The organism is Kaistia sp. SLG-1 (assembly GCF_059699055.1).
Genome location: NZ_AP048544.1, coordinates 3,755,967 through 3,775,962, shown reverse-complemented (window position 1 = coordinate 3,775,962; position 19,996 = coordinate 3,755,967). Strand labels below are relative to the sequence as shown.

At 67.2% G+C, this 19,996-nt stretch carries 14 protein-coding genes and 1 other RNA gene; 13 read left to right on the top strand and 2 right to left on the bottom strand.

From position 1 onward, the window contains the following. Window positions 1–18 precede the first annotated feature (18 nt). On the bottom strand, window positions 19–3,654 hold the full coding sequence (locus tag AC6HZP_RS17300) for a hydantoinase B/oxoprolinase family protein (protein WP_497523835.1): 3,636 nt from the start codon (window positions 3,652–3,654) through the stop codon (window positions 19–21). Between the two features lie 76 nt (window positions 3,655–3,730). Continuing rightward, complete coding sequence (locus AC6HZP_RS17295) at window positions 3,731–4,798, bottom strand: dipeptidase (RefSeq protein WP_497523834.1); 1,068 nt, start codon at window positions 4,796–4,798, stop codon at window positions 3,731–3,733. A 285-nt stretch (window positions 4,799–5,083) separates the two neighbouring features. Between AC6HZP_RS17295 and AC6HZP_RS17290 the strand changes: the two genes are divergently transcribed. The 13 genes from AC6HZP_RS17290 (at window position 5,084) to rnpB (ending at window position 19,321) form a co-directional block, all read left to right on the top strand. Further along, entirely contained in the window at window positions 5,084–5,848 is a 765-nt protein-coding gene (locus tag AC6HZP_RS17290) for an aspartate/glutamate racemase family protein (protein WP_497523833.1), read from the top strand. A 38-nt stretch (window positions 5,849–5,886) separates the two neighbouring features. Beyond that, window positions 5,887–6,804 (top strand): ABC transporter permease, encoded by a 918-nt coding sequence (locus AC6HZP_RS17285; protein ID WP_201400336.1) that lies wholly within the window; start codon window positions 5,887–5,889, stop codon window positions 6,802–6,804. Then, a complete protein-coding gene (locus AC6HZP_RS17280) occupies window positions 6,804–7,607 on the top strand; it encodes an ABC transporter permease (RefSeq protein WP_201400335.1) in 804 nt (267 codons plus the stop codon). Before AC6HZP_RS17285 ends, AC6HZP_RS17280 begins: the two co-directional genes overlap by 1 nt. A gap of 85 nt (window positions 7,608–7,692) precedes the next feature. Next, window positions 7,693–8,814: an ABC transporter substrate-binding protein gene (locus AC6HZP_RS17275; RefSeq protein ID WP_201400334.1), complete on the top strand. Its 1,122-nt coding sequence runs from the start codon at window positions 7,693–7,695 to the stop codon at window positions 8,812–8,814. Between the two features lie 48 nt (window positions 8,815–8,862). Beyond that, on the top strand, window positions 8,863–9,930 hold the full coding sequence (locus AC6HZP_RS17270) for an ABC transporter ATP-binding protein (RefSeq protein ID WP_201400333.1): 1,068 nt from the start codon (window positions 8,863–8,865) through the stop codon (window positions 9,928–9,930). Window positions 9,931–9,969: 39 nt separating this feature from the next. Continuing rightward, window positions 9,970–11,511 (top strand): hydantoinase/oxoprolinase N-terminal domain-containing protein, encoded by a 1,542-nt coding sequence (locus tag AC6HZP_RS17265; RefSeq protein WP_497523832.1) that lies wholly within the window; start codon window positions 9,970–9,972, stop codon window positions 11,509–11,511. A 4-nt stretch (window positions 11,512–11,515) separates the two neighbouring features. Next, window positions 11,516–12,604: an S-methyl thiohydantoin desulfurase family protein gene (locus AC6HZP_RS17260; protein WP_497523831.1), complete on the top strand. Its 1,089-nt coding sequence runs from the start codon at window positions 11,516–11,518 to the stop codon at window positions 12,602–12,604. Between the two features lies 1 nt (window position 12,605). Continuing rightward, window positions 12,606–13,691: an S-methyl thiohydantoin desulfurase family protein gene (locus AC6HZP_RS17255; RefSeq protein ID WP_497523830.1), complete on the top strand. Its 1,086-nt coding sequence runs from the start codon at window positions 12,606–12,608 to the stop codon at window positions 13,689–13,691. A gap of 112 nt (window positions 13,692–13,803) precedes the next feature. Continuing rightward, the gene (locus AC6HZP_RS17250; RefSeq protein ID WP_497523829.1) at window positions 13,804–16,482 is read left to right on the top strand and encodes a LuxR C-terminal-related transcriptional regulator; all 2,679 of its coding nucleotides are present in this window, start codon (window positions 13,804–13,806) and stop codon (window positions 16,480–16,482) included. 107 nt (window positions 16,483–16,589) lie between these two features. Next, window positions 16,590–17,306, top strand: coding sequence for a TerB family tellurite resistance protein (locus AC6HZP_RS17245; RefSeq protein ID WP_497523828.1), 717 nt, complete (start codon window positions 16,590–16,592; stop codon window positions 17,304–17,306). 53 nt (window positions 17,307–17,359) lie between these two features. Then, window positions 17,360–18,145: an N-acetylmuramoyl-L-alanine amidase gene (locus AC6HZP_RS17240; protein ID WP_497523827.1), complete on the top strand. Its 786-nt coding sequence runs from the start codon at window positions 17,360–17,362 to the stop codon at window positions 18,143–18,145. A 144-nt stretch (window positions 18,146–18,289) separates the two neighbouring features. Continuing rightward, window positions 18,290–18,790, top strand: a complete 501-nt coding sequence (locus AC6HZP_RS17235) for a lytic transglycosylase domain-containing protein (protein ID WP_201400327.1) — start codon at window positions 18,290–18,292, stop codon at window positions 18,788–18,790. Window positions 18,791–18,929: 139 nt separating this feature from the next. Further along, window positions 18,930–19,321, top strand: an RNA gene (rnpB, locus tag AC6HZP_RS17230) — RNase P RNA component class A. Window positions 19,322–19,996 lie beyond the last annotated feature (675 nt).

The window sequence follows — 19,996 nt, the reverse complement described above, 5'->3', positions numbered from 1 at the left end:
GGCAGGGCGAAAGTTGGCCTAGCCGGCCCTGCCAAACCCGCCACCGGTCGGCGTCGTGACGATCACGGCTTCGCCCGGCTGCAGGACGGTCTGGTCGCAGCCTTCCAGGATCTCCACCCGACCGTCCGCGCGCCGCACCTCGGTCTTGCCCAGCGCCCCGGGCTCACCGCCTTCGAGGCCGTGCGGGGCGACCGTCCGGTGCGAGGCGAGGATGGCGCATTCCATCGCCTCCAGGAAGCGGATCGTCCGCTTGGTGCCGCCGCCGGCCGACCATTTTCCGCGGCCGCCGGAGCCCTCGCGGATGTGGAAATCCTCGAGCAGGACGGGGAAGCGGAACTCCAGCACTTCCGGATCGGTCAGGCGCGAATTGGTCATGTGCACATGCACGCCGTCGGCGCCGTCGAAGCCGGAGCCGTCATTGAGAACGCCGGCCGGCGCGCCGGAGCAAAGCGTCTCGTAATACTGGTAGGTGTCGTTGCCGAAGGTCAGGTTGTTCATCGTGCCCTGCGACGCGGCGAGCGCGCCGAAGGCGCCGAAGAGCGCGTTGGTCACCTGCTGGCTGGTCTCCACATTGCCGGCGACGACGGCGGCGGGATAGCGCGGCGCCAGCATCGAACCCTCGGGGATGACGATGCGGATCGGGCGGAGGCAGCCGGCATTCATGGGAATGTCGCCCTCGACCATGACGCGGAAGGCGTAGAGGACGGCCGCGCGCGTTATCGGTTCCGGCGCGTTGAAGTTGGTCTTCTGCTGCGGGCTGGTGCCGGTGAAGTCGACCGTCGCCTCGCGCTTCTCGTGGTCGACGGTGATTTTTACGCGGATGACGGCGCCTTGATCCGTCTCGACGGCGAATTCGCTGTCGCGGAGCCGGCCGAGCACGCGGCGGACGCTCTCGGCGGCGTTGTCCTGGACATGGCCCATATAGGCAGTGACGACGTCGAGGCCGAAATGCTCGACCATCTTCCGGAGTTCCTGCACGCCCTTCTCGTTGGCGGCGATCTGCGCCTTCAGGTCGGCGACGTTCTGGGCGAGGTTGCGGACGGGGTAGGGGTGGTCGGTCAAAAGCTCGACCAGCTCCGCCTCGCGAAAATCGCCGCGGTCGACGAGCTTGAAATTGTCGATCAGCACGCCTTCCTCGTCGACGGTCGTAGCGCGCGGCGTCATCGAGCCGGGCGCCGTGCCGCCGATATCGGCATGGTGACCTCGGCTCGCGACGAAGAACAGGATCTCGTCGCCCTGGTCGTCGAAGACGGGCGAGACGATGGTGATGTCGGGGAGATGCGTGCCGCCATTATAGGGCGCGTTCAGGGCGTAGACGTCGCCCGGCCGCATCGCGCCCCGGTTCAATTCGATGATCGTCTCGACCGAACGGTCCATTGAGCCGAGATGCACCGGGATGTGCGGCGCGTTGGCGATCAGCGCACCCGAATGGTCGAACACGGCGCAGGAGAAATCGAGCCGCTCCTTGATGTTGACCGAATGCGCCGTGTTCTGCAGCGTCAGCCCCATCTGCTCGGCGATCGACATGAACAGGTTGTTGAACACCTCCAGCATCACCGGATCGACCTCGGTGCCGACGGCGTGGCGGCGTTCGATCGGGGCGATGCGGACGAGCACGACATGGTCGCGGCCGGTGATTTCTGCCTGCCAGCCGGGCTCGACGACGATGGTCTGGTGCGGCTCGATGACGAGCGCCGGGCCGGCGACGACGGCGCCGCGCGGAAGATCGGCGCGGCGGAAGATGCCGGCTTCATGCGCCGCGCCCTCGGAGAAGATCGTGACGCTGTCGGCCGGTTCGGGTCGGCTTTCCGACGCTGCCTCGTCGGGCTCCTCGATCGCCGCGCCGCCGCCGACCGCCTCGACCTCGAGGCTCTCGACGACGATCGCCTTGTTCTCGAAGACGAAGCCGAACTGCTTCTTGTGCGCCGCCTCGAAGGCGTCGCGGATGGCGGCGAGGGGGAGCCAGGCGCCGTTCGGTCCGTCGAGCGCCTCGACCGGGATCGGCGTGTCGGTGCCGTCATAGCGCAGATGCGCCCGGACGAAGACAGTGATGTCGTCAGCCTCAACGCCCTGCGCCGCGAGTTCGCTGCGTGTCTCGGCCGCGAGCGCGTCGGCCTCGGCGTGCAGATCGGGCAGGGCGGCGTCGGCAAGCGGCGCGACCACGGCGCGGCTGCGGCCGGCGCGGATGTCGGCGAGGCCCATGCCATAGGCGGAGAGAATGCCGGAGAAGGGGTGGACCAGCACCGTCTTCATGCCGAGCGCGTCGGCGACCAGGCAGGCATGCTGGCCGCCGGCGCCGCCAAAGCAGTTGAGTGCATAGTCGGTGACGTCGTAGCCGCGCTGGACGGAGATGGTCTTGATCGCGTTCGCCATGTTGGCGACGGCGACCTTCAGGAAACCGTCGGCGATCTCTTCTGCGCTGCGCCCGTCGCCGATCTCGGCCGCGAGCGCCGCGAAACCCCGGCGCACCGCCTCGGCGTCGAGCGGCTGGTCGCGGCCCGGTCCGAAGATTTTTGGAAAATGCTCCGGCCGCAGCTTGCCGGTCATGATGTTGGCGTCGGTGACGGTGAGCGGCCCGCCGCGCCGGTAGCCGGCCGGGCCGGGATCGGCGCCGGCGGAATCCGGCCCGACGCGAAAGCGCCCGGCCTCGAAATGCAGGATCGAGCCGCCGCCGGCCGCGACCGTGTGGATGCGCATCATCGGCGCGCGCATGCGCACGCCCGCGACCTCGGTCTCGAAGGAGCGCTCATAAGCGCCGTCATAATGCGACACGTCGGTCGAAGTGCCGCCCATATCGAAGCCGATCACCTGGCCGAAGCCGGCCTGCCGCGCCGTCTCCACCGCCGCGACGACGCCGCCGGCGGGGCCGGAGAGGATGGCGTCCTTGCCCTGGAACAGCTCCGCCGCCGTCAGCCCGCCTGATGACATCATGAACATCAGGCGCGGGGAGGTGCCGCCGGCGACGCCGAGTTCCCCCGCCACCTGCTCGACATAGCGGCGCAGGATCGGCGAGAGATAGGCGTCGACGACCGTCGTGTCGCCGCGCCCGACCAGCTTCATCAGCGGCGAGACGCGGTGGCTGACGGAGATCTGCGGGAAGCCGACCTTCTCGGCGACGTCAGCGACTTCCGCTTCGTGCGCCGGGTGCCTCCAGGCATGCATGAAGACGATGGCGACGGCGCGGATGCCGTCATCATAGGCCGCGCGGAGCGCCGCCTCGACGGCGACGAGATCGGGCGTCGCCTCGACCGTGCCGTCGACGCGGACGCGCTCGTCGACCTCGACGACGCGCTCATAGAGCAGCTCCGGCTTGACGATCTTTTTCGCAAAGATGTCGGGCCGCGCCTGGTAGCCGATGGCGAGCGCATCGCGAAAACCGCGCGTGATCAAGAGCAGCGTGCGGTCGCCCTTGCGCTCCAGCAGCGCGTTGGTGGCGACCGTGGTGCCCATCTTGACGGTGTCGATCAGCCCGGGCGGGATCGGCGCGCCGAGGGCGACGCCGATCAGCTCGCGAATGCCTTGCACGGCCGCGTCGCGATAGGCGCCGGGATTTTCGGAGAGCAGCTTGTGGGCGCGGATCCGCCCCTCCGGATCGCGGGCGACGATGTCGGTGAAGGTGCCGCCACGGTCGATCCAGAAGTCCCACTGCGTCATTCCAATCCCCTCGTTTCAAACCCGTTCCGCAGCGCATGAGTAAGGCCCAGCGCTGAACCGTCAATCTTTCCGGCCGTCAATCTTTCCAGGTGCGATCCAGCACATCGAGCCAGTTGTCGTGCGCGATGCGGCGGATCAGCTCGTCGCCATAGCCATGCGCCCGCATCGCCTCGATCAGGCGCGGCAGCAGCGACACGTCGGCGATCGCCTCCGGCACCACGGCGCCGTCATAGTCGGAGCCGAGCGCGACGCCGCCTTCACCCAGCCGGTCCAGCATGGCGTCGAGATGGCGGAGCAGGATGTCGAGGCCGGTATTCGGGTCCATGCGGCCGTCGGCGCGCAGGAAGGCGGTGGCGTAGTTCAAGCCGACGACGCCCTCGCTGGCGCGGATCGCCTCGAACTGGGCGTCGTTCAGATTGCGCGCCACCGGCGAGAGCGCGTGGACGTTGGAGTGGGTGGCGACGAGCGGCGCGTCGCTCGCCTCGACCACGTCCCAGAAGCCGCGCTCGTTCAGATGCGAGAGGTCGACGAGGATGCCGAGCCGGTTGCAGGCGCGCACCAGCTCGAAGCCGCGCTCGGTCAGGCCGGGGCCGGTGTCGGGCGAGCCCGGATAGCGCATGGGAACGCCGTGGCCGAAGCGGTTGGGCCGGCTCCAGACCGGGCCGATCGAGCGCAGGCCCGCTGCATGCAGCACGTCGAGCATGGCGAGGTCACCGTCGATCGCCTCGGCGCCCTCGATATGCAGCACGGCGGCGAGCGCGCCGCGCGCCTCGGCGGCTCGGATCTCGGCGACGGTGCGGCAGACCGCGACGGCGCCGTCCGAGAGGCGCTCGAGCTGGAGGAGGAGCGCCGCCATGGCCAGCGTCGAGGCCTGTCCGTCGCAGAGCGCGAGCGGCTCCGGCAGCGGCAGGTCGTAGCTCTCGCCCAGCATCAGCTCCATGAAGCCGTCCATCGACGGCGAGGGCGGGAAGATGGCGAACAGGCCGCCGGAAAGGCCGCCGGCGCGGGCGCGGGGCAGGTCGAGATGGCCACCGCCGCCCCCTTCCAGGAAGGAGCGGATCGCGGCGGCGCCGCCACCCATGTCGTGGAGGCGTAGCAAAACGTCATTGTGGCCGTCGAAGACGGAGATCGGAGCATGGGTCATGAGGCGAGGGTCGCCAGCGCGTCCGCTTCTGTCAAACCGCGGGCGGGAGCAACTCGTGCCCTCATTGCAGGCATGCCCGAAAAATGTGCAACCATATCCGGCCGGAAAAGAGAAGAAAATCAATGCCGGCGCGGCATCGCCTCCTATCCCTACGGATAGGTCGCGCGCGTTTTGTTGCGCAAACCCACCCTCCGAATCACTTGGACGCCTATCTTTCTTCACCCTTGGTCCCCCGGCCGTTTCGGTGCCAGCCTTTCGGCACTGCAGCAGAGCCGAGGGAATGCCATGAGCGATCTCATCGATGTGCGGGTCTTGTCCCCCATCACCACCAAAGGGTTCCGCAAGCCGGCGGATCTCGTCGCGCTCAACTATGCAGGGCTGACGGTCAGCCACAGCCAGATCGAAACCGGACCCGGCTCGATCGAAAGCGAATTCGAGACCGCCATGTCGGTGCCCGGCACCGTCGAGAAGGCGATCGAGGCGGAGCGCGAGGGCGTCGACGCCATCGTCATCGACTGCATGGGCGACCCCGGCCTGCGGGCCACCCGCGAGGTGGTGTCGATCCCGGTCCTCGGCCCGGCCGAGACGGCGATGCACGTCGCCGCCATGCTCGGCCATCGCTTCAGCGTCATCACCGTGCTGCGCCGCCTGCGCGCCCAGTTCGAAAACGAGGCCGCCGTCTACGGCCTCAGCACCAAGCTCGCCTCCGTCCGTCATGTCGACATCCCGGTGCTGGAACTCGAGGACGATCTCGTCAACACCCGCGCCCGGCTGGTCGAGCAGGCGGTCATCGCCGTCGAGCAGGACGGCGCCGAGGCGATCATCTTCGGCTGCACCGGCCTGATGGGCTGCGCCGCCGCCGTCCGCGAGGGGCTGCTCGCCCAGGGGATCGACGTGCCGGTGATCGACCCGATCCCGACCGCCGTATCGATCGCGGCGGCGCTGGCGCGGGTCGGCCTCAGCCAGAGCAAGCTCACATTTCCCATGCCGCCCAAGAAGGAACTGGTCGGCTACGGCTTCACGCTGCCCTCCGCCATCGCGGCCGAATAGGCGCAGACCGGACCAGCATGCGGAAGGAGGCGAACCCGATGGCGATAGCCGAGACCCAGGCGGTACCAAGGATCCGCGCGCGCGGATCGATCACCGAGGCCCTCGGCGGCTTTCGCCTGTGGTGGCTGGTCGTGCCCGCCTTCGTCCTGTTCCTCTGCTTCTTCGTGGCGCCGGCCGCCTCGCTCTTCGCCATCGCCTTCGACAAGTCGGTGCCCGGCGTCGTCACCTTCGCCGGCAATTTCACCCTCGACAATTTCGTCCGCATCTTCACGCGGCCGCTTTATTACCTGGCGATCCTGCGCTCGATCGGGATCGCGGCGGTGGTGGCGGCCTGCGCGCTGGTGATCGGCTATCCGCTCGCCTTCGTCATCGCCAAGACCGAGCATCCCGGCCGCAACACCTTCCTGATGATCCTGGTCCTGTCGGCGATGCAGCTCGACACCGTCATCCGCATGTATGGGCTGATGGTGCTGATGGGCGACAACGGCCTGATCAACGGCGCGCTGATGTCGATCGGCCTGATCGAGAAGCCGTTGCCCCTGATGTACAACACCTTTGGCGTCGTCGTCGGGCTGGTGCAGGTGACGCTGCCCTTCATGGTGCTGTCGCTGATCGGCATCATCAAGGCGATCCACCCCTCGCTCGAGGAAGCGGCGCGCAGCCTCGGCGCCACCCGCGCCCAGGCCTTCTGGCGGGTCGTCCTGCCGCTCTCCATGCCGGGCATCCTGGCCGGATCGCTGCTCGTCTTCGCGCTGTCGATCTCGTCCTATGTCGTGCCGGCGCTGATGGGCGGCTGGAAGGTGATGGTCCTGCCGATCCACATCTACCAGCAGATCGCCGAGACCGGCCGCTGGCAGTTCGGCGCCGCCGTCGCGGTCGTACTCTTCGTGACCAGCCTGTTCGCGGTTTTCATCTACCACAAGGCTGCCGTGCGCACGGCGGGAGGACGGACGTGATGCGTGACGAATCCGCGATCCCGCTCGTCTTCAAGCTCATCGCCGGCTTCGCGCTGCTGGTGCTGCTGCTGCCGCTCGCCATCGTCGTGCTCGCCGGTCTCAATGCCGGCGACTACCTGACCTTCCCGCCGCAGGGCCTGTCGCTGCGCTGGGTGAAGGCCTTCCTGAGCTCGCCGATCTTCCTCTCGGCCTATCTCTATTCCTTCCTGCTGGCGCTCGCCGCCACCGCGATCTCGACCGTGATCGGCACGCTCGCGGCGCTCTATCTGGCGCGCTCCGGCAGCCGGGCGGCCTCGTTCCTGCGCGGCTATTTCATGCTGCCGATCGTTTTGCCCGGCGTCGTGCTCGGCCTGTCGCTCTACGTCTTCTTCACGACGACCGACATCGGCCTCGCCCGCACTTTCACCGGGCTCTTGATCTGCCACGTGCTGGTGACCAGCCCGTTCGTCATCGCCACCGTCACCGCCTCGCTGGTCGGCTTCGACGTGTCGCTGGAGGAGGCGGCCCGCAGCCTCGGCGCCTCGCCCTGGACGGCGTTCCGCAAGGTGACGCTCCGGATCATCGCGCCGGGCATCTCCGCCGGCTGCATCTTCGCCTTCATCGTCTCCTTCGGCCAGTTCGAGACCACGCTGTTCCTGTCGGTCCCGAACCACGAGCCGCTGCCGATGGCGATGTACATTTCGCTTCGCTACAAATTCGAGCCCACCGCGGCGGCCGCCGGCATCTTTGCCATCGCCCTCGTCGTCCTATCCACCGTCATTTCGTCCCGACTTGTCAGCCTGCGGAGGGTCTTCCGGGCCTGAGGCCGTGCGCGTGCTCAAAGGCCGATGTCTTCACCCCACCCATCAAGAGGACCGGGGTGTTCCAGAACAACAATGGGGAACTACAATGAAGAATTGGATCAAGGGTGCCGCCCCTACGCGACGCGGCTTTCTGAAGGGTTCGGCCGGCGCGCTCGCGCTCGGTTCCGGCGTCAATCTGTTCAACATCAACCACGCCTTCTCGCAGGACGTCTCCTATGACGGCAGCGTCTTCGACGCCGGCGGCGCCACGCTCCGCATCGCGGAGTGGGGCGGCTTCTGGGAGGAGATCGTCCGCAAGGAACTGCTCAACCAGTTCGAGAAGGACTTCAACTGCAAGATCGCCTACGAGAGTTCCTTCCCCTGGTTCCCGAAATTCGTCGCCGGCGGGCCGCAGAAGCCGCCCTTCGCGCTGGTGAACTGGAACTATGGCGAGATGTTCAAGACGGCGGCGGCCGGCGATTTCTTCGTGCCGATCGACGAACTGGTCGCCAACCTGCCGAACGCCAAGTCGATCTGGCCGTTCGCGACCGAGAACGGCGTCGGCGTGACGTGGAGCTACACGCGCTACTGCTACGCCTACCGCTCCGACCTGGTCGATCCGAAGCCGGCCAGCTTCAAGGACTTCTGGGAAGAGAAGTTCGCCGGCAAGCGCGGCACCTACGTCACCTCGAACGGCCTGCAGATGGACTTCTTCATCGCCGCCTGCAAGCTGTTCGGCAAGGACCAGTACGACCTCGACGCCGGCTATGAGGCCATGCGCAAGGCCATGCCGATGAAGATCTCCGACTTCACCGGCAACATGCAGACGCTGCTGGAGCGCGGCGAGGTCGAGATCGCCGTCCAGCACGACGCCGAGGTCTATCAGCAGATGGACAAGGGCGTGAAGGTCGCGCCGATGCTCTGGGACGAGATCAAGCCGATCCTGACCCAGACCAAGACGGTCAGCCGCTATGCCGAGCCGGTGGAGAAGAAGCTCGCCTACGCGCTTCTGAACCGCACGCTCGACACCAAGCTGCAGTCGGTGATGGGCAGCACCTTCTACCAGCGCCCGGTCAACAAGGACGTCGTGATCACGCCGAACCTCGCCTCCAAGGGCGTGACCAACACGGCCGACGCGATCGCCGGTTACTGGACGCCGGACTGGAAGAGCTACAACGAGCACGAAGAGGACATCGTCGAGACCGTGAACGGCATCTTCGCCGGCTGACGCGAACCGCTCCGCCCCGATCGATCCCGGCAACGGAACCTCATCACCATGTCTGACATCCGTCTCCAAAGCCTCACCAAGACCTATGGCGAGGGGAACGCCGTCTCCGAGATAGACCTGCATATCGGGGAGGGGGAGTTCTTCTCCCTCCTCGGCCCCTCCGGCTGCGGCAAGTCGACGACGCTGCGCATGATCGCCGGCTTCATCAAGCCGACTTCCGGCAAGATCCTGATCGGATCGGACGACGTCACCGCGCTGCCGCCGGAGAAGCGCGACATCGGCATCGTCTTCCAGAACTACGCGATCTTCCCGCACATGAACGTGGCGGAAAACATCGCTTTCGGCCTGAAGCTGCGCAAGCGCGCGAAGAACGAGATCGCCTGGCGCGTCACCGAGGCGCTGAAGCAGGTGGGCCTCGCCGGCTATGGCGAGCGTTACCAGCGCCAGCTCTCGGGCGGCGAGCAGCAGCGCGTGGCGCTCGCCCGCGTGCTGGTCACCGAGCCGCGCATCCTGCTGCTCGACGAGCCGCTCTCGGCGCTCGACAAGGGCCTGCGCGAGGAAATGAAGTTCTGGATCAAGGACCTCCAGAAGAAGCTCGGCATCACCACCGTCTATGTCACGCACGACCAGGACGAGGCGCTGACCATGTCCGACCGGATCGGCGTGATGTCGAAGTCGCGCATCGTCCAGATCGGCACGCCGCAGGAGATCTACGAGCGGCCGAAGACTTTGTTCGTCACCAGTTTCATCGGCCATTCCAACATGCTCGACGTGACGGTCAGCGACCGCAACGGCGACGGCGTCACCGTCGTCCTCGCGGGACGTCCGCTCTTCGCCCGCGCCGCGAACGGCGTCGCGCCGGGTTCCGCCGCCAAGCTGGTGGTGCGGCCGGAAAACGTGCTGATCGGCGGCGCCGTCGGCGAGCGCGACATCCGCCTCGACGCAACCGTGCTCAGCGAAACCTACCAGGGCGCCATCGTGCGCTACCGCCTCCAGGTCGGCGAGCAGCAGATCATCGCCGAACGCCAGAACCAGGCGCATGTCGAGCGCTTCGCCCCCGGCACGGTCGTGACGATCGGCTGGGACCCCGAATGGTCAGAGGCGCTGGTCGCCTGACAAGACTGCACCGAACAATTCCAAGATCGAGGTTCGATAATGCGTATCGGCATTGACGTCGGCGGCACCAACACGGACGCCGCCCTCATGGACGGCATGACCGTCAAGGGCGCCTGCAAGACACCGACCACGTCGGATGTGAGCTCGGGCATCAGCACCGTGCTCAAGAACGTTCTGAGCATGACCGGCGTCTCGGTGTCCGAGATCAAGGCGGTGATGATCGGCACCACGCACTTCACCAACGCCGTGGTCGAGCGCAAGCGCCTGCTCGAAGTCGCCGCCATCCGTCTCGGCCTGCCGGCGACCAAGGGCCTGCCGCCGATGACGGACTGGCCCAACGATCTCGCCACCACGCTCGGCCGCCACATCTTCATGGTACGCGGCGGCCACGAATTCGACGGCCGCGAGATCTCGCCTCTCGACGAGAAGGAGATCCTCAGGATCGCCCGCGAGATCCGCGCGCGCGGCCTCAAGACGGCGTCGATCACCTCGGTGTTCTCGCCGGTGACTCCGGTGATGGAGCAGCGCGCCGCCGAGATCCTGATGAACGAGGTGCCGGACCTCTCCATCTCGCTGTCGCACGAGATCGGCCGCGTCGGCTTCCTGGAGCGCGAGAACGCGACGATTATGAACGCCTGCCTCGCCGATCTCTCGACGAAGGTGGTGAATTCCTTCCACAACGCGCTGAAGGAACTCTCGATCGAGGCGCCGTTCTTCATCAGCCAGAACGACGGCACGCTGATGACCCCGGACTATGTCGCGCGCTATCCGGTGCTCACCTTCGCCTCCGGCCCGACCAATTCGATGCGCGGCGCGGCGCTGCTCGCCGGCGAGACCGAGGCGATGGTCGTCGACATCGGCGGCACGACGTCGGACGTCGGCATGCTGATGCAGGGTTTCCCGCGTGAATCGGCGGTTGCCGTCGACATCGGCGGCGTGCGCACCAATTTCCGCATGCCGGACGTGCTCGCCGTCGGCCTCGGCGGCGGCTCGATCGTCCGCGACGAGGGTATGCGCATCGGCCCGGATTCGGTCGGCTACGAGATCATCTCCAAGGCGCTGGTCTTCGGCGGCGACACGCTGACCACCACCGACATCGTCGTGGCGGCGGGTCTGGAAGACATCGGCGACCGCTCGCGCGTGGCGCATATCCCGGCCAAGACGATCAACAACGCGCTCGACACCATGCACCGCATCGTCGATGAGGCGGTCGACCGGATGAAGACGAGCGCCGATCCGCTGCCCGTCATCCTGGTCGGCGGCGGCTCCATCCTGGTCTCGCGCGACCTGCCGTCGGCGTCGAAGGTGATCCGGCCGGAAAACGCCTCGGTCGCCAACGCGATCGGCGCGGCGATCGCCCAGGTCGGCGGCGAGATCGACCGCATCTTCTCGCTCGAAGGCACCTCGCGCGACATCGTGCTCGCCTCCGCCAAGGCCGAGGCGACCGAGCGCTCGACCAATGCCGGCGCCGATCCGGCCAGCGTCAAGATCGTCGACATCGAGGAGGTCCCGCTCGCCTACCTGCCCGGAAGCGCCACGCGCATCCGCGTCAAGGCGGTCGGCGACCTGGTGATGGGCTGAAGCGATGAAGCTTACCTCCGAAGACCTCCGCGACCTCGCCGTCGGCGCCGCCTTCCTCGGAACGGGCGGTGGCGGCAACCCCTATGTCGGCCGCCTGATGGCGCAGCAATGCCTCGACGAGGGGCTGACCATCGATCTGATTGATCCCGCCGACGTGCCCGACGACGCCCTGGTCATCCCGACCGCGATGATGGGCGCGCCGACGGTTCTGATCGAGAAGCTGCCGAGCGGCGAGGAGGCTCTGCACTCCTTCAAGTCGCTGGAGAAGCATCTCGGCCGCAAGGCGTTCGCGACGATGCCGATCGAGATCGGCGGCATCAATTCGACCATCCCGCTGGTGGTCGGTGCGCGCCTCGGCATTCCGATCGTCGATGCCGACGGCATGGGCCGGGCCTTCCCGGAGCTGCAGATGGAGACGTTCGGCGTCTATGGCGTGTCGGGCAGCCCGATGTACGTCACCGACGAGGACAACGACTCGACGCTGATCATGGCCGCCGACAACAAGTCGATGGAGTGGCTGTCGCGCATGGTGGCGATCCGCATGGGCGGCTGCGCCTACATCGCCGAATATTCCATGTCCGGCGCCGACGTGAAGCGAACCTCGGTCCCCAACACCATGACGCTCGCCATGCGGATCGGCCGCTGCCTGCGCGAGGCCAAGGCCAACCACCTGAACCCGCTCGACGCGCTGCTCGCGCTGATGCCGCAGACGCTCTACCACCACGCCCGCGTCATCTTCAGCGGCAAGCTGGCCGACGTGCAGCGCGAGACGCGCAACGGCTTTTCCGTCGGCCGCTGCCGCATTGACGGGCTCTCGCCTTGGGTCGGCTCGATGCGGATCGAGATCCAGAACGAGAACCTGATCGCGACCGTCGACGGCGTCGTCAAGGCGATCGTGCCGGATCTCATCTGCATCATGGACAGCGAGAGCGCCGAGCCGATCACCACCGAGGAGCTGCGCTACGGCCAGCGCGTCACCGTGGTCGCCGTCGCGGTGCCCGAGATCATGCGCACGCCCGAGGCGCTCGCCGTGTTCGGGCCGCGCTGCTTCGGCCTCGATCACCCCTTCACCCCCATCGAGGCCATGGCCTGACATGATCACGCATATCACGCTCGACGACCTCGACGATCTCGCCCTCGGCGCGGCGGTGCTGGGAACCGGCGGCGGCGGCGATCCCTATATCGGCAAGCTTTTGGCGCGCAACGCCATCGAGGAGCACGGCCCGGTGCCGCTGCTCCAGCTCGAGGACTTGGCCGACGACCTCCGGGTCCTGACCTGCGGCGCCATGGGCGCGCCGACCATCCTGATCGAGAAGATCCCTTCCGGCGAAGAGCTCGGCCTCGCCTTCGACACCTACGAGGCGCATGTCGGCTACAAGATCGAGGCGGTCATGCCGTTCGAGGCGGGCGGGGTGAACTCGACCACGCCGGTGATGATCGCCGCGAAGCGGGGCCTGCCGCTGGTCGATGGCGACGGCATGGGCCGTGCCTTTCCGCAGCTCGAGATGGAGACCTTCAACGTCTATGGCGTCCCGGCGGCGCCGGTGGCGATCGCCGACGAGCAGGGCAATTGCGGCATCATCAGCACGAATTCGGCCGCCAAGGCCGAATGGGTCGCGCGCGGCCTCACCATCCGCATGGGCGGCCAGGCCTATATCGCCAATTACGGCATGAACGGCGAGACCGCACGCCGCGTCTCGGTTCCGGGCACCGTGTCGCTCGCGATCGGCATCGGCCGCACGCTGCGCGAGGCGCGCGAGAACCATCATGACGGGATGAAGGCGCTGATCGATTTCTTCGCCACCACCCACTACGAGGAGGCGCGCATCGTCGGCTCCGGCAAGGTGACGGACGTGGCGCGGCGGATGGAGAATGGCTGGTCGGTCGGCATCGCCACGATCGAGCCGTTCGGCGGCGGCGAGCCGATGCGGATCCGCATCCAGAACGAGAACCTGGTGGTGGAGCAGGGCAGCGACGTGCTGGCGATCGTGCCGGACCTGATCTGCCTGCTCGACGTCGACACGGCGGAGCCGATCCTGACCGAGCGGCTGCGCTACGGCCAGCGCGTCAATGTGCTGGCTGTGCGCGTGCCGCCGATCATGCGCACGCCGGAGGCGCTCGAAGTGTTCGGCCCGCGCGCCTTCGGGCTGAAGCACGACTATGTCGGGCTCGGTCTCTGACGCGAGGTGCTAATGCATCGGCTCTAGTGCATCGCAAAAGCGCCGCTATATTCGGATTCCAGTTGGGGCGAGGCTCTGTCTTCGAGATGGAAAGCACCCTGTTGCGAATCCCATGACGGTACTCACTGTCGTCGAACTCTCTGCCGAGGCGCGGCGGCGCACCCATGTGCCGCGACGTCTCGGCGACGCCATGCCGAGACCCTTCCTCACCGACCGCATCCGGCAGGGCATCGCCGGCCAGATCGTCGTCCTGCAGGCGCCGCCGGGCTTCGGCAAGACCGAGCTGTTGGCGAGCGCGTTCGAGGGCGTGCGGGAGCCCGGCGACTGCTTCGGCTGGCTCTCCGTCTCGGCGGCCGACGCCGACCCCTTCGTCTTTCTCGATGGCGTCGCTGCGGCGTTTGCGCTGCGGCCGGCGGCGGTTCGCGCCGCCGATCCGGTCGTCGAGACGCAGCGCCTGCTCGAGCGGATTGCCGAATGTGGCGAGCGCGTCGTCCTCTTCCTCGACGAGTTCCAGACCGCCGGCGGCGAGGCGTTCCTCGCCTGCTGCTCCGCCTTCTTCCGGCATCTGCCGGACAATGTGCGCGTCGTGATCGCTTCCGGCAGCCGGCCGGAGATCCCGCTGTCGCGCTTCCGCCTGCGCGGCTTCCTGACGGAGCTGCTTTCGGGCGAGCTCGCCTTCACCCGCGCCGAGATGCGGCGGCTCGTCGGCAAGCGGCTGTCGGCGGCGGAGTTCGATGCCTTCGCGGAGCTAACCGGCGGCTGGCCGGCGCTGGTGCAGCTCGCCGTGCCGCTGCTTTCTGGCACGGAGGATCCGCGCGAGCGGGCCGAGATCGTCGCCGGAACGCACCGGATCCTGCGCGATTTCGTGCTGGAGGAGATCGTGCCGCGCATCCCGCCTGACATGCGCGAGGCGCTGACGGTCTGCTCCATCCTCGCCGATTTCCCGCTCGACCTCGCCTCGCATCTCGCTGGCGTCGCAGTCGAACAGCGCTCGGTGCGCGATCTCGAGGATTTCGCGCCGATCATCGTGCCCGTCGACCAGCGGCCGGGCTGGTTCCGGCTGCATCCGGTGCTGCGCGCCACCTTTGCCTCGCAGTTGCAATTGCACCCTTCCGAGCGCGTCCTCGGCCTGCATTCCCGCGCGGCGACCTGGTTCGCGGCGCGCGACCATCTCGAAAAGGCGGTGACCCACGCCTCGCTCGCCGGTGATTTCGCGCTCGCCGCCGAGACGATCCGCCAGGCCGGCGGCGTCAACATCTTCCTGCGCGCCGGCCACACGGTGCTGGAGCGGCTGATCGAGAACATTCCCGCCGCCGACATCTACCGCTCGCCGAGCCTGAAGCTGATCTATGCGCTGGTGCTGGCGAAGCGCGGCCGCATCCGCTCGGCGCGCGAGATCATCGACGACCTGCGCGAATCCGGCGAGATCGAAGCCCTCGACGACAGCGGGCCGCAGTCCGAGCTCGACTACGAGCACATCGAGGGCATGATCGACATCTACGAGGATTGCGGCCTCGACGATGCGCAGCTGAAGGAGCTCGACCGGCTGCTCGGCCGCTTCGGGCCCAAGGACACGTGGGAGCGCGGCTGGGTCTACAACCATCTCTGCATCGTGCACACAAGGCGCGGCGATCTCGACAAGGCGCGCACCAACGCGCTGCGCTCGCTCGCCTGCTACCGTGAGGAGCGGGCGGCCTATGCGCAGATCTTCATGATCATCCACCTGGCGCTGGTGACGATGCTGATGGGGCGGCCGTCGGCGGCGCTGCTCCTGGCGCGCGAGGCGGAGGAACTGACCCAGCGCACGCAATGGAGCGACCGCCGCCTGCTGGCCATTGTGCACCTGCCGCTGGCCGAGGCGCTCTACCAGCAGTCCGAGGTCGCCGCCGCCGCGAAGATGATGACCGAGGATCTGCCCTATCTCGCGCGCGGCGAAGGCTGGGTGGACCTGTTCGTGCGCGGCTTCGGCACGCAGGCGCGGGCGCAGATGGGGCTCGTCGGCATCGAGGCGGCGCAGGGCGTGCTGGACCGCGCCGAGGAGGTGGCGATCGAGCGCGACCTGCAGCGCCTCCGCCTCGCCGTCGCCATCCTGCGGGCCGAGCTTCTGACGCGGGCAGGGCTGGTGGAATCGGCCGGGCAGCTCATCGCCGCCATGCCGGATCTGGAAGACGCGGCCGCGTGGCCGACCTGGCGCGAATGGAGCGACGCAGCCGTCGTCTCGGCGCGGCTGCTCGCCCGCACCGGCGCGGCGGATGCCGCCGTGCGCCGCGCCGAGCACCTGATCGCCGACGCGACGGAGGCGGAGCACGGCTGGCACCTTCTGGCCGGCACGGTCGTCGCGATCGAGGCCTATTGGGCGGCGGGGCGGATGGAGGATGCGCTGGCGGCGCTGCAGCGCTCGATCGCGCTGGCGCGGCCGCAGGACTGCCTGCAGATCTTCCTGGACGAGGGGCGGCCGCTGTCGCAGGCGGTGCGCGGCATCGTCCGCCGCTTCGGCCTCTCCACCTTCAGCCCGAAGACGGCCGAGTTCGTCAGCCGCATCGCCGGCGCCTTCCACCAGGTCAAAGCGGCGCAGCCGCGCCTCGGCACCGAGCTTCTGAGCGTGCGCGAGGCGGAAGTGCTGGAGTTTCTGGCGCGCGACGCGACAAACAAGGAGATCGCCCGCGATCTCGGCCTGACCGAGGCGACGGTGAAGTTCCACCTGAAGAACCTCTACGCCAAGCTCGGCGTCGGCCGCCGCAGCCTCGCCGTCTCCGTCGCGCGCAAGGTCAGCCTGCTGGAAATCGAGTAGGGCGCTTTCGCGGTCGCCTCGGCGGAGGGCAAGCCATTCGCTAGACGCATGCCAGCGCGACACCCTGGACTCTCGCCTCGAACGACCGGCTCGCCTATTCTCTGTCGATGACAATCTGGCAACGACTCGGCGATTTCATCCGGCAACTGCCCTGCACCTGCACCATCGGGCAGGCGCTGGACGGTCTCATTGAAGCTGTGCGCACGGCTTTGCTCGGCACGCCCGAGAACCGGCGGCAGGTGGCTTTCTCCGTCTCGATGATCGCGCTCTCGGCGAAAATGGCGAAGGCGGACGGCGTCGTGACGCCTCGCGAGGTGGCGGCGTTCGAGGAACTCTTCGAGATTCCGCCGAACGAGCGCCAGAACGTGGCGCGGCTGTTCAACCTCGCCAAGCAGGACGTCGCCGGCTTCGACGCTTACGCGCGAAAACTCGCCGGCCTGTTCGACCATGGCTCGCCGGTGTTTGAGGACATCATCGACGGCCTGTTCCACATCGCCAAGGCCGACGGCATGGTGCATCAGGACGAGATGGCCTTCCTCGACAGCGTGGCGTCGATCTTTGGCATCCCCGAGGCCGCCTTCGCCCGCATCAGCAGCCGCCATGTCGTGCCGGAGGAGGGCGATCCCTATCTCATCCTCGGCATCGATCGCGGCGCCTCGAACGACGACGTCAAGCGGCACTACCGGCGGATCGTCGCGGAGACGCATCCCGACCGGCTGATCGCGCGCGGCGTGCCGGCGGAGTTCCTTGCCATCGCCACGGCCAAGCTCGCGGCGCTGAACGGCGCCTATGACCGCATCCGCCGCGAGCGGGCGTTTGCCTGAGATAGAATGGGGTAGGACCGCGCGACGCGGGCTTTCCGATCATGGAGAAACCATTGCCTGACGCGGCTCTGCCCAATGTGGCCTGGCGGCCCTCGCCGAATTTCGGTCCCCGCGCGGACGGCGCGCCGGTGGATATCCTCATCCTGCACTATACCGACATGAAGACGGCCGAGGCGGCGATCGACCTGCTCTGCGACCCGGCCTCGCAGGTCTCCTGCCACTATGTCGTGGCCGAGGACGGCACGATCACCCAGCTCGTCGCCGAGGCGGACCGGGCGTGGCATGCCGGCGTCTCTTCCTGGCACGGTAAGGACGATATCAACTCCCGATCGATCGGAATCGAGATCGCCAATCTGGGCCATGACCATGGCTATCCCGATTTTCCGGACGTTCAGATCGAAGCGGTGATCGCGCTTGCCTGCGACATTTGCGCTCGTCACGGCATTCGTCCGGAACGAATCCTTGCTCACTCGGACGTTGCGCCGGCCCGCAAACGCGACCCCGGCGAGAAGTTTCCCTGGTCGCGCCTTGCCGCCGCTGGGGTAGGCCATTTCGTCGAGCCGGAGCCGATTCGGGGCGGTCGTTTTTTTAGCGCCGGTGAAAGCGGCGCGCCGATCGAGGCGCTGCAGGCCATGCTCGCGCTCTACGGATATCCCATTCAGATCACAGGTGTTTACGATCTGGCGACGGAGCAGGTGGTGACCGCGTTCCAGCGTCATTTCCGCCCCGAGCGGGTCGATGGAATAGCCGATTCCTCGACGATCGCCACCCTGCATCGGCTGGGCCGGGCCCTCGCCGACAAGGCCGAAAATGCCGTTGCGGAAGGGGTAAACCGCTAAACCGGCAAAGCAATTTGACCGGTTCGATTGGCGATCACGGAATGTTAAAGCCTGTAATCTGATTTTAGTTCAGGTGCCCCATTTCGGGACTCTTGGGCGGCGAGAGAAGCTCCCATCTTCAATGATGAGAGTTCACCCCCAGGTATGAAGAAGTTCTGCGTACTCGCCATGGCCGCGCTGGTTGCCACCAGCAGCTTCGCCATCTCGCCTGCCTCCGCCCAGTCAGGCCGGCTGTTGAAGTCGAACGATATCCGCGTCGCCGCTGCCGAGCGCAGCCGGTTCGACACGATGATCAAGGATTACGCCAGCGCCAACAACGTCCCCCTGTCGCTGGCGCATGCGGTTGTCACGGTCGAGAGCAACTACAAGCCCAACATGACCGGCAATGCCGGCGAGATCGGCCTGATGCAGGTCAAGCTGCAGACGGCGCGCGGCATGGGATACAAGGGCAGCGCCAAGGGCCTCTACGATCCTGACACCAACATCCGCTACGGCATGATGTATCTCGGCCAGGCCCGCAAGCTCGCCGGCGGCGACCTGTGCGGCACGATCCTGAAGTACAATGGTGGCCATGGCGCCACGCGCATGACCAAGGGGCCGCTGCGCTATTGCGGCAAGGTCCAGCAGATCATCGCCTCGAACTAGTTCGAAGACCGGTTTGGCCGGCGCTCCCCCTGGCCGGCAGTCGGCCGCGAGCGTCGGGCCAACATGATCGGGTGCGGTTTCAAGAGTTTCTGTTTCGCGTACTTGACCCGCACCCGTCGCCCTCGTAAGCCCCGCAGTGCCAGTCGGCCGGACGACCGCTGCTGCAAGACCGAAAGGTCGCAGGGGAGGAAAGTCCGGGCTCCATGGAAACACGGTGCCGGGTAACGCCCGGCGGGGGCGACCCCAGGGAAAGTGCCACAGAAAGCAAACCGCCCGGGCGTTCGCGCCACGGGTAAGGGTGAAAGGGTGGGGTAAGAGCCCACCGCGGTCCCAGCAATGGGAACGGCACGGTAAACCCCACCGGGAGCAAGACCGAATAGGGGCGACACGGGCGCAAGCCCAGCCTGTTTCCAGGTCCGTCGCCCGGGTTGGTCGCGAGAGGCGTCCGGTAACGGGCGTCCCAGATGAATGGTCGTCACGCGGCGGTTCGCCGCCGCCCTACAGAACCCGGCTTACAGGCCGGCTGGCAAATCTTCCCCCTTTTTTCGGATCATGCGAGTTCCGGGCCCGCTCGCGGGCGCCGCGGCGGTTTCGAGGCTCAGGCGCCATCGATACGCGGCTCGGACCGTACCACCCTCCGCCGTCATCCCGGCGAAGGCCGGGATCCATGCCGACGCAAGCTCGGGAGCCCGCGCGGCACGCAACCCGGCGGAATTGGATCCCGGCTCGGAGGCCGGGATGACGGCGAGCGTGGGCAGAGCTGCGGGGCAGGGCCCCAATCGTTCTGAAGGCACTCAACATCCTGCCAGCCGCCTGAATCGGCAGTAGCCCTTCACCTCTCCCTGAGCGAGCCGCGCATGGGCCAGCCATGGGCGGCGCTCCCACCGGACGGTCCGGTGGGATGCCGTTCGTCCCGCTTGCCGTCTTGCCCCCATCTCCCGCCACGTTCGACTTGTCGCAGCGGCGCGGTTGGCCGGTGCCGGTTTTCTGGCGCCTTTCCTTGAAAAAGCTACGGAATATTAAGGCTAACGAGGTGTGATTGGCGTCTGGGCACCCGCCTGTCGTGGGGGCCGATTCCATTGACGCCCATACGCACCCATGTTATCCCAAATCATCCCGGTTCGAGGGCGCTGCGGTCGACACATTCAGGTCGATCCGTGGAGCGGTGCGGTACGCCGGGGTGTTGTTTCCAGTCTGCGTCCTTTG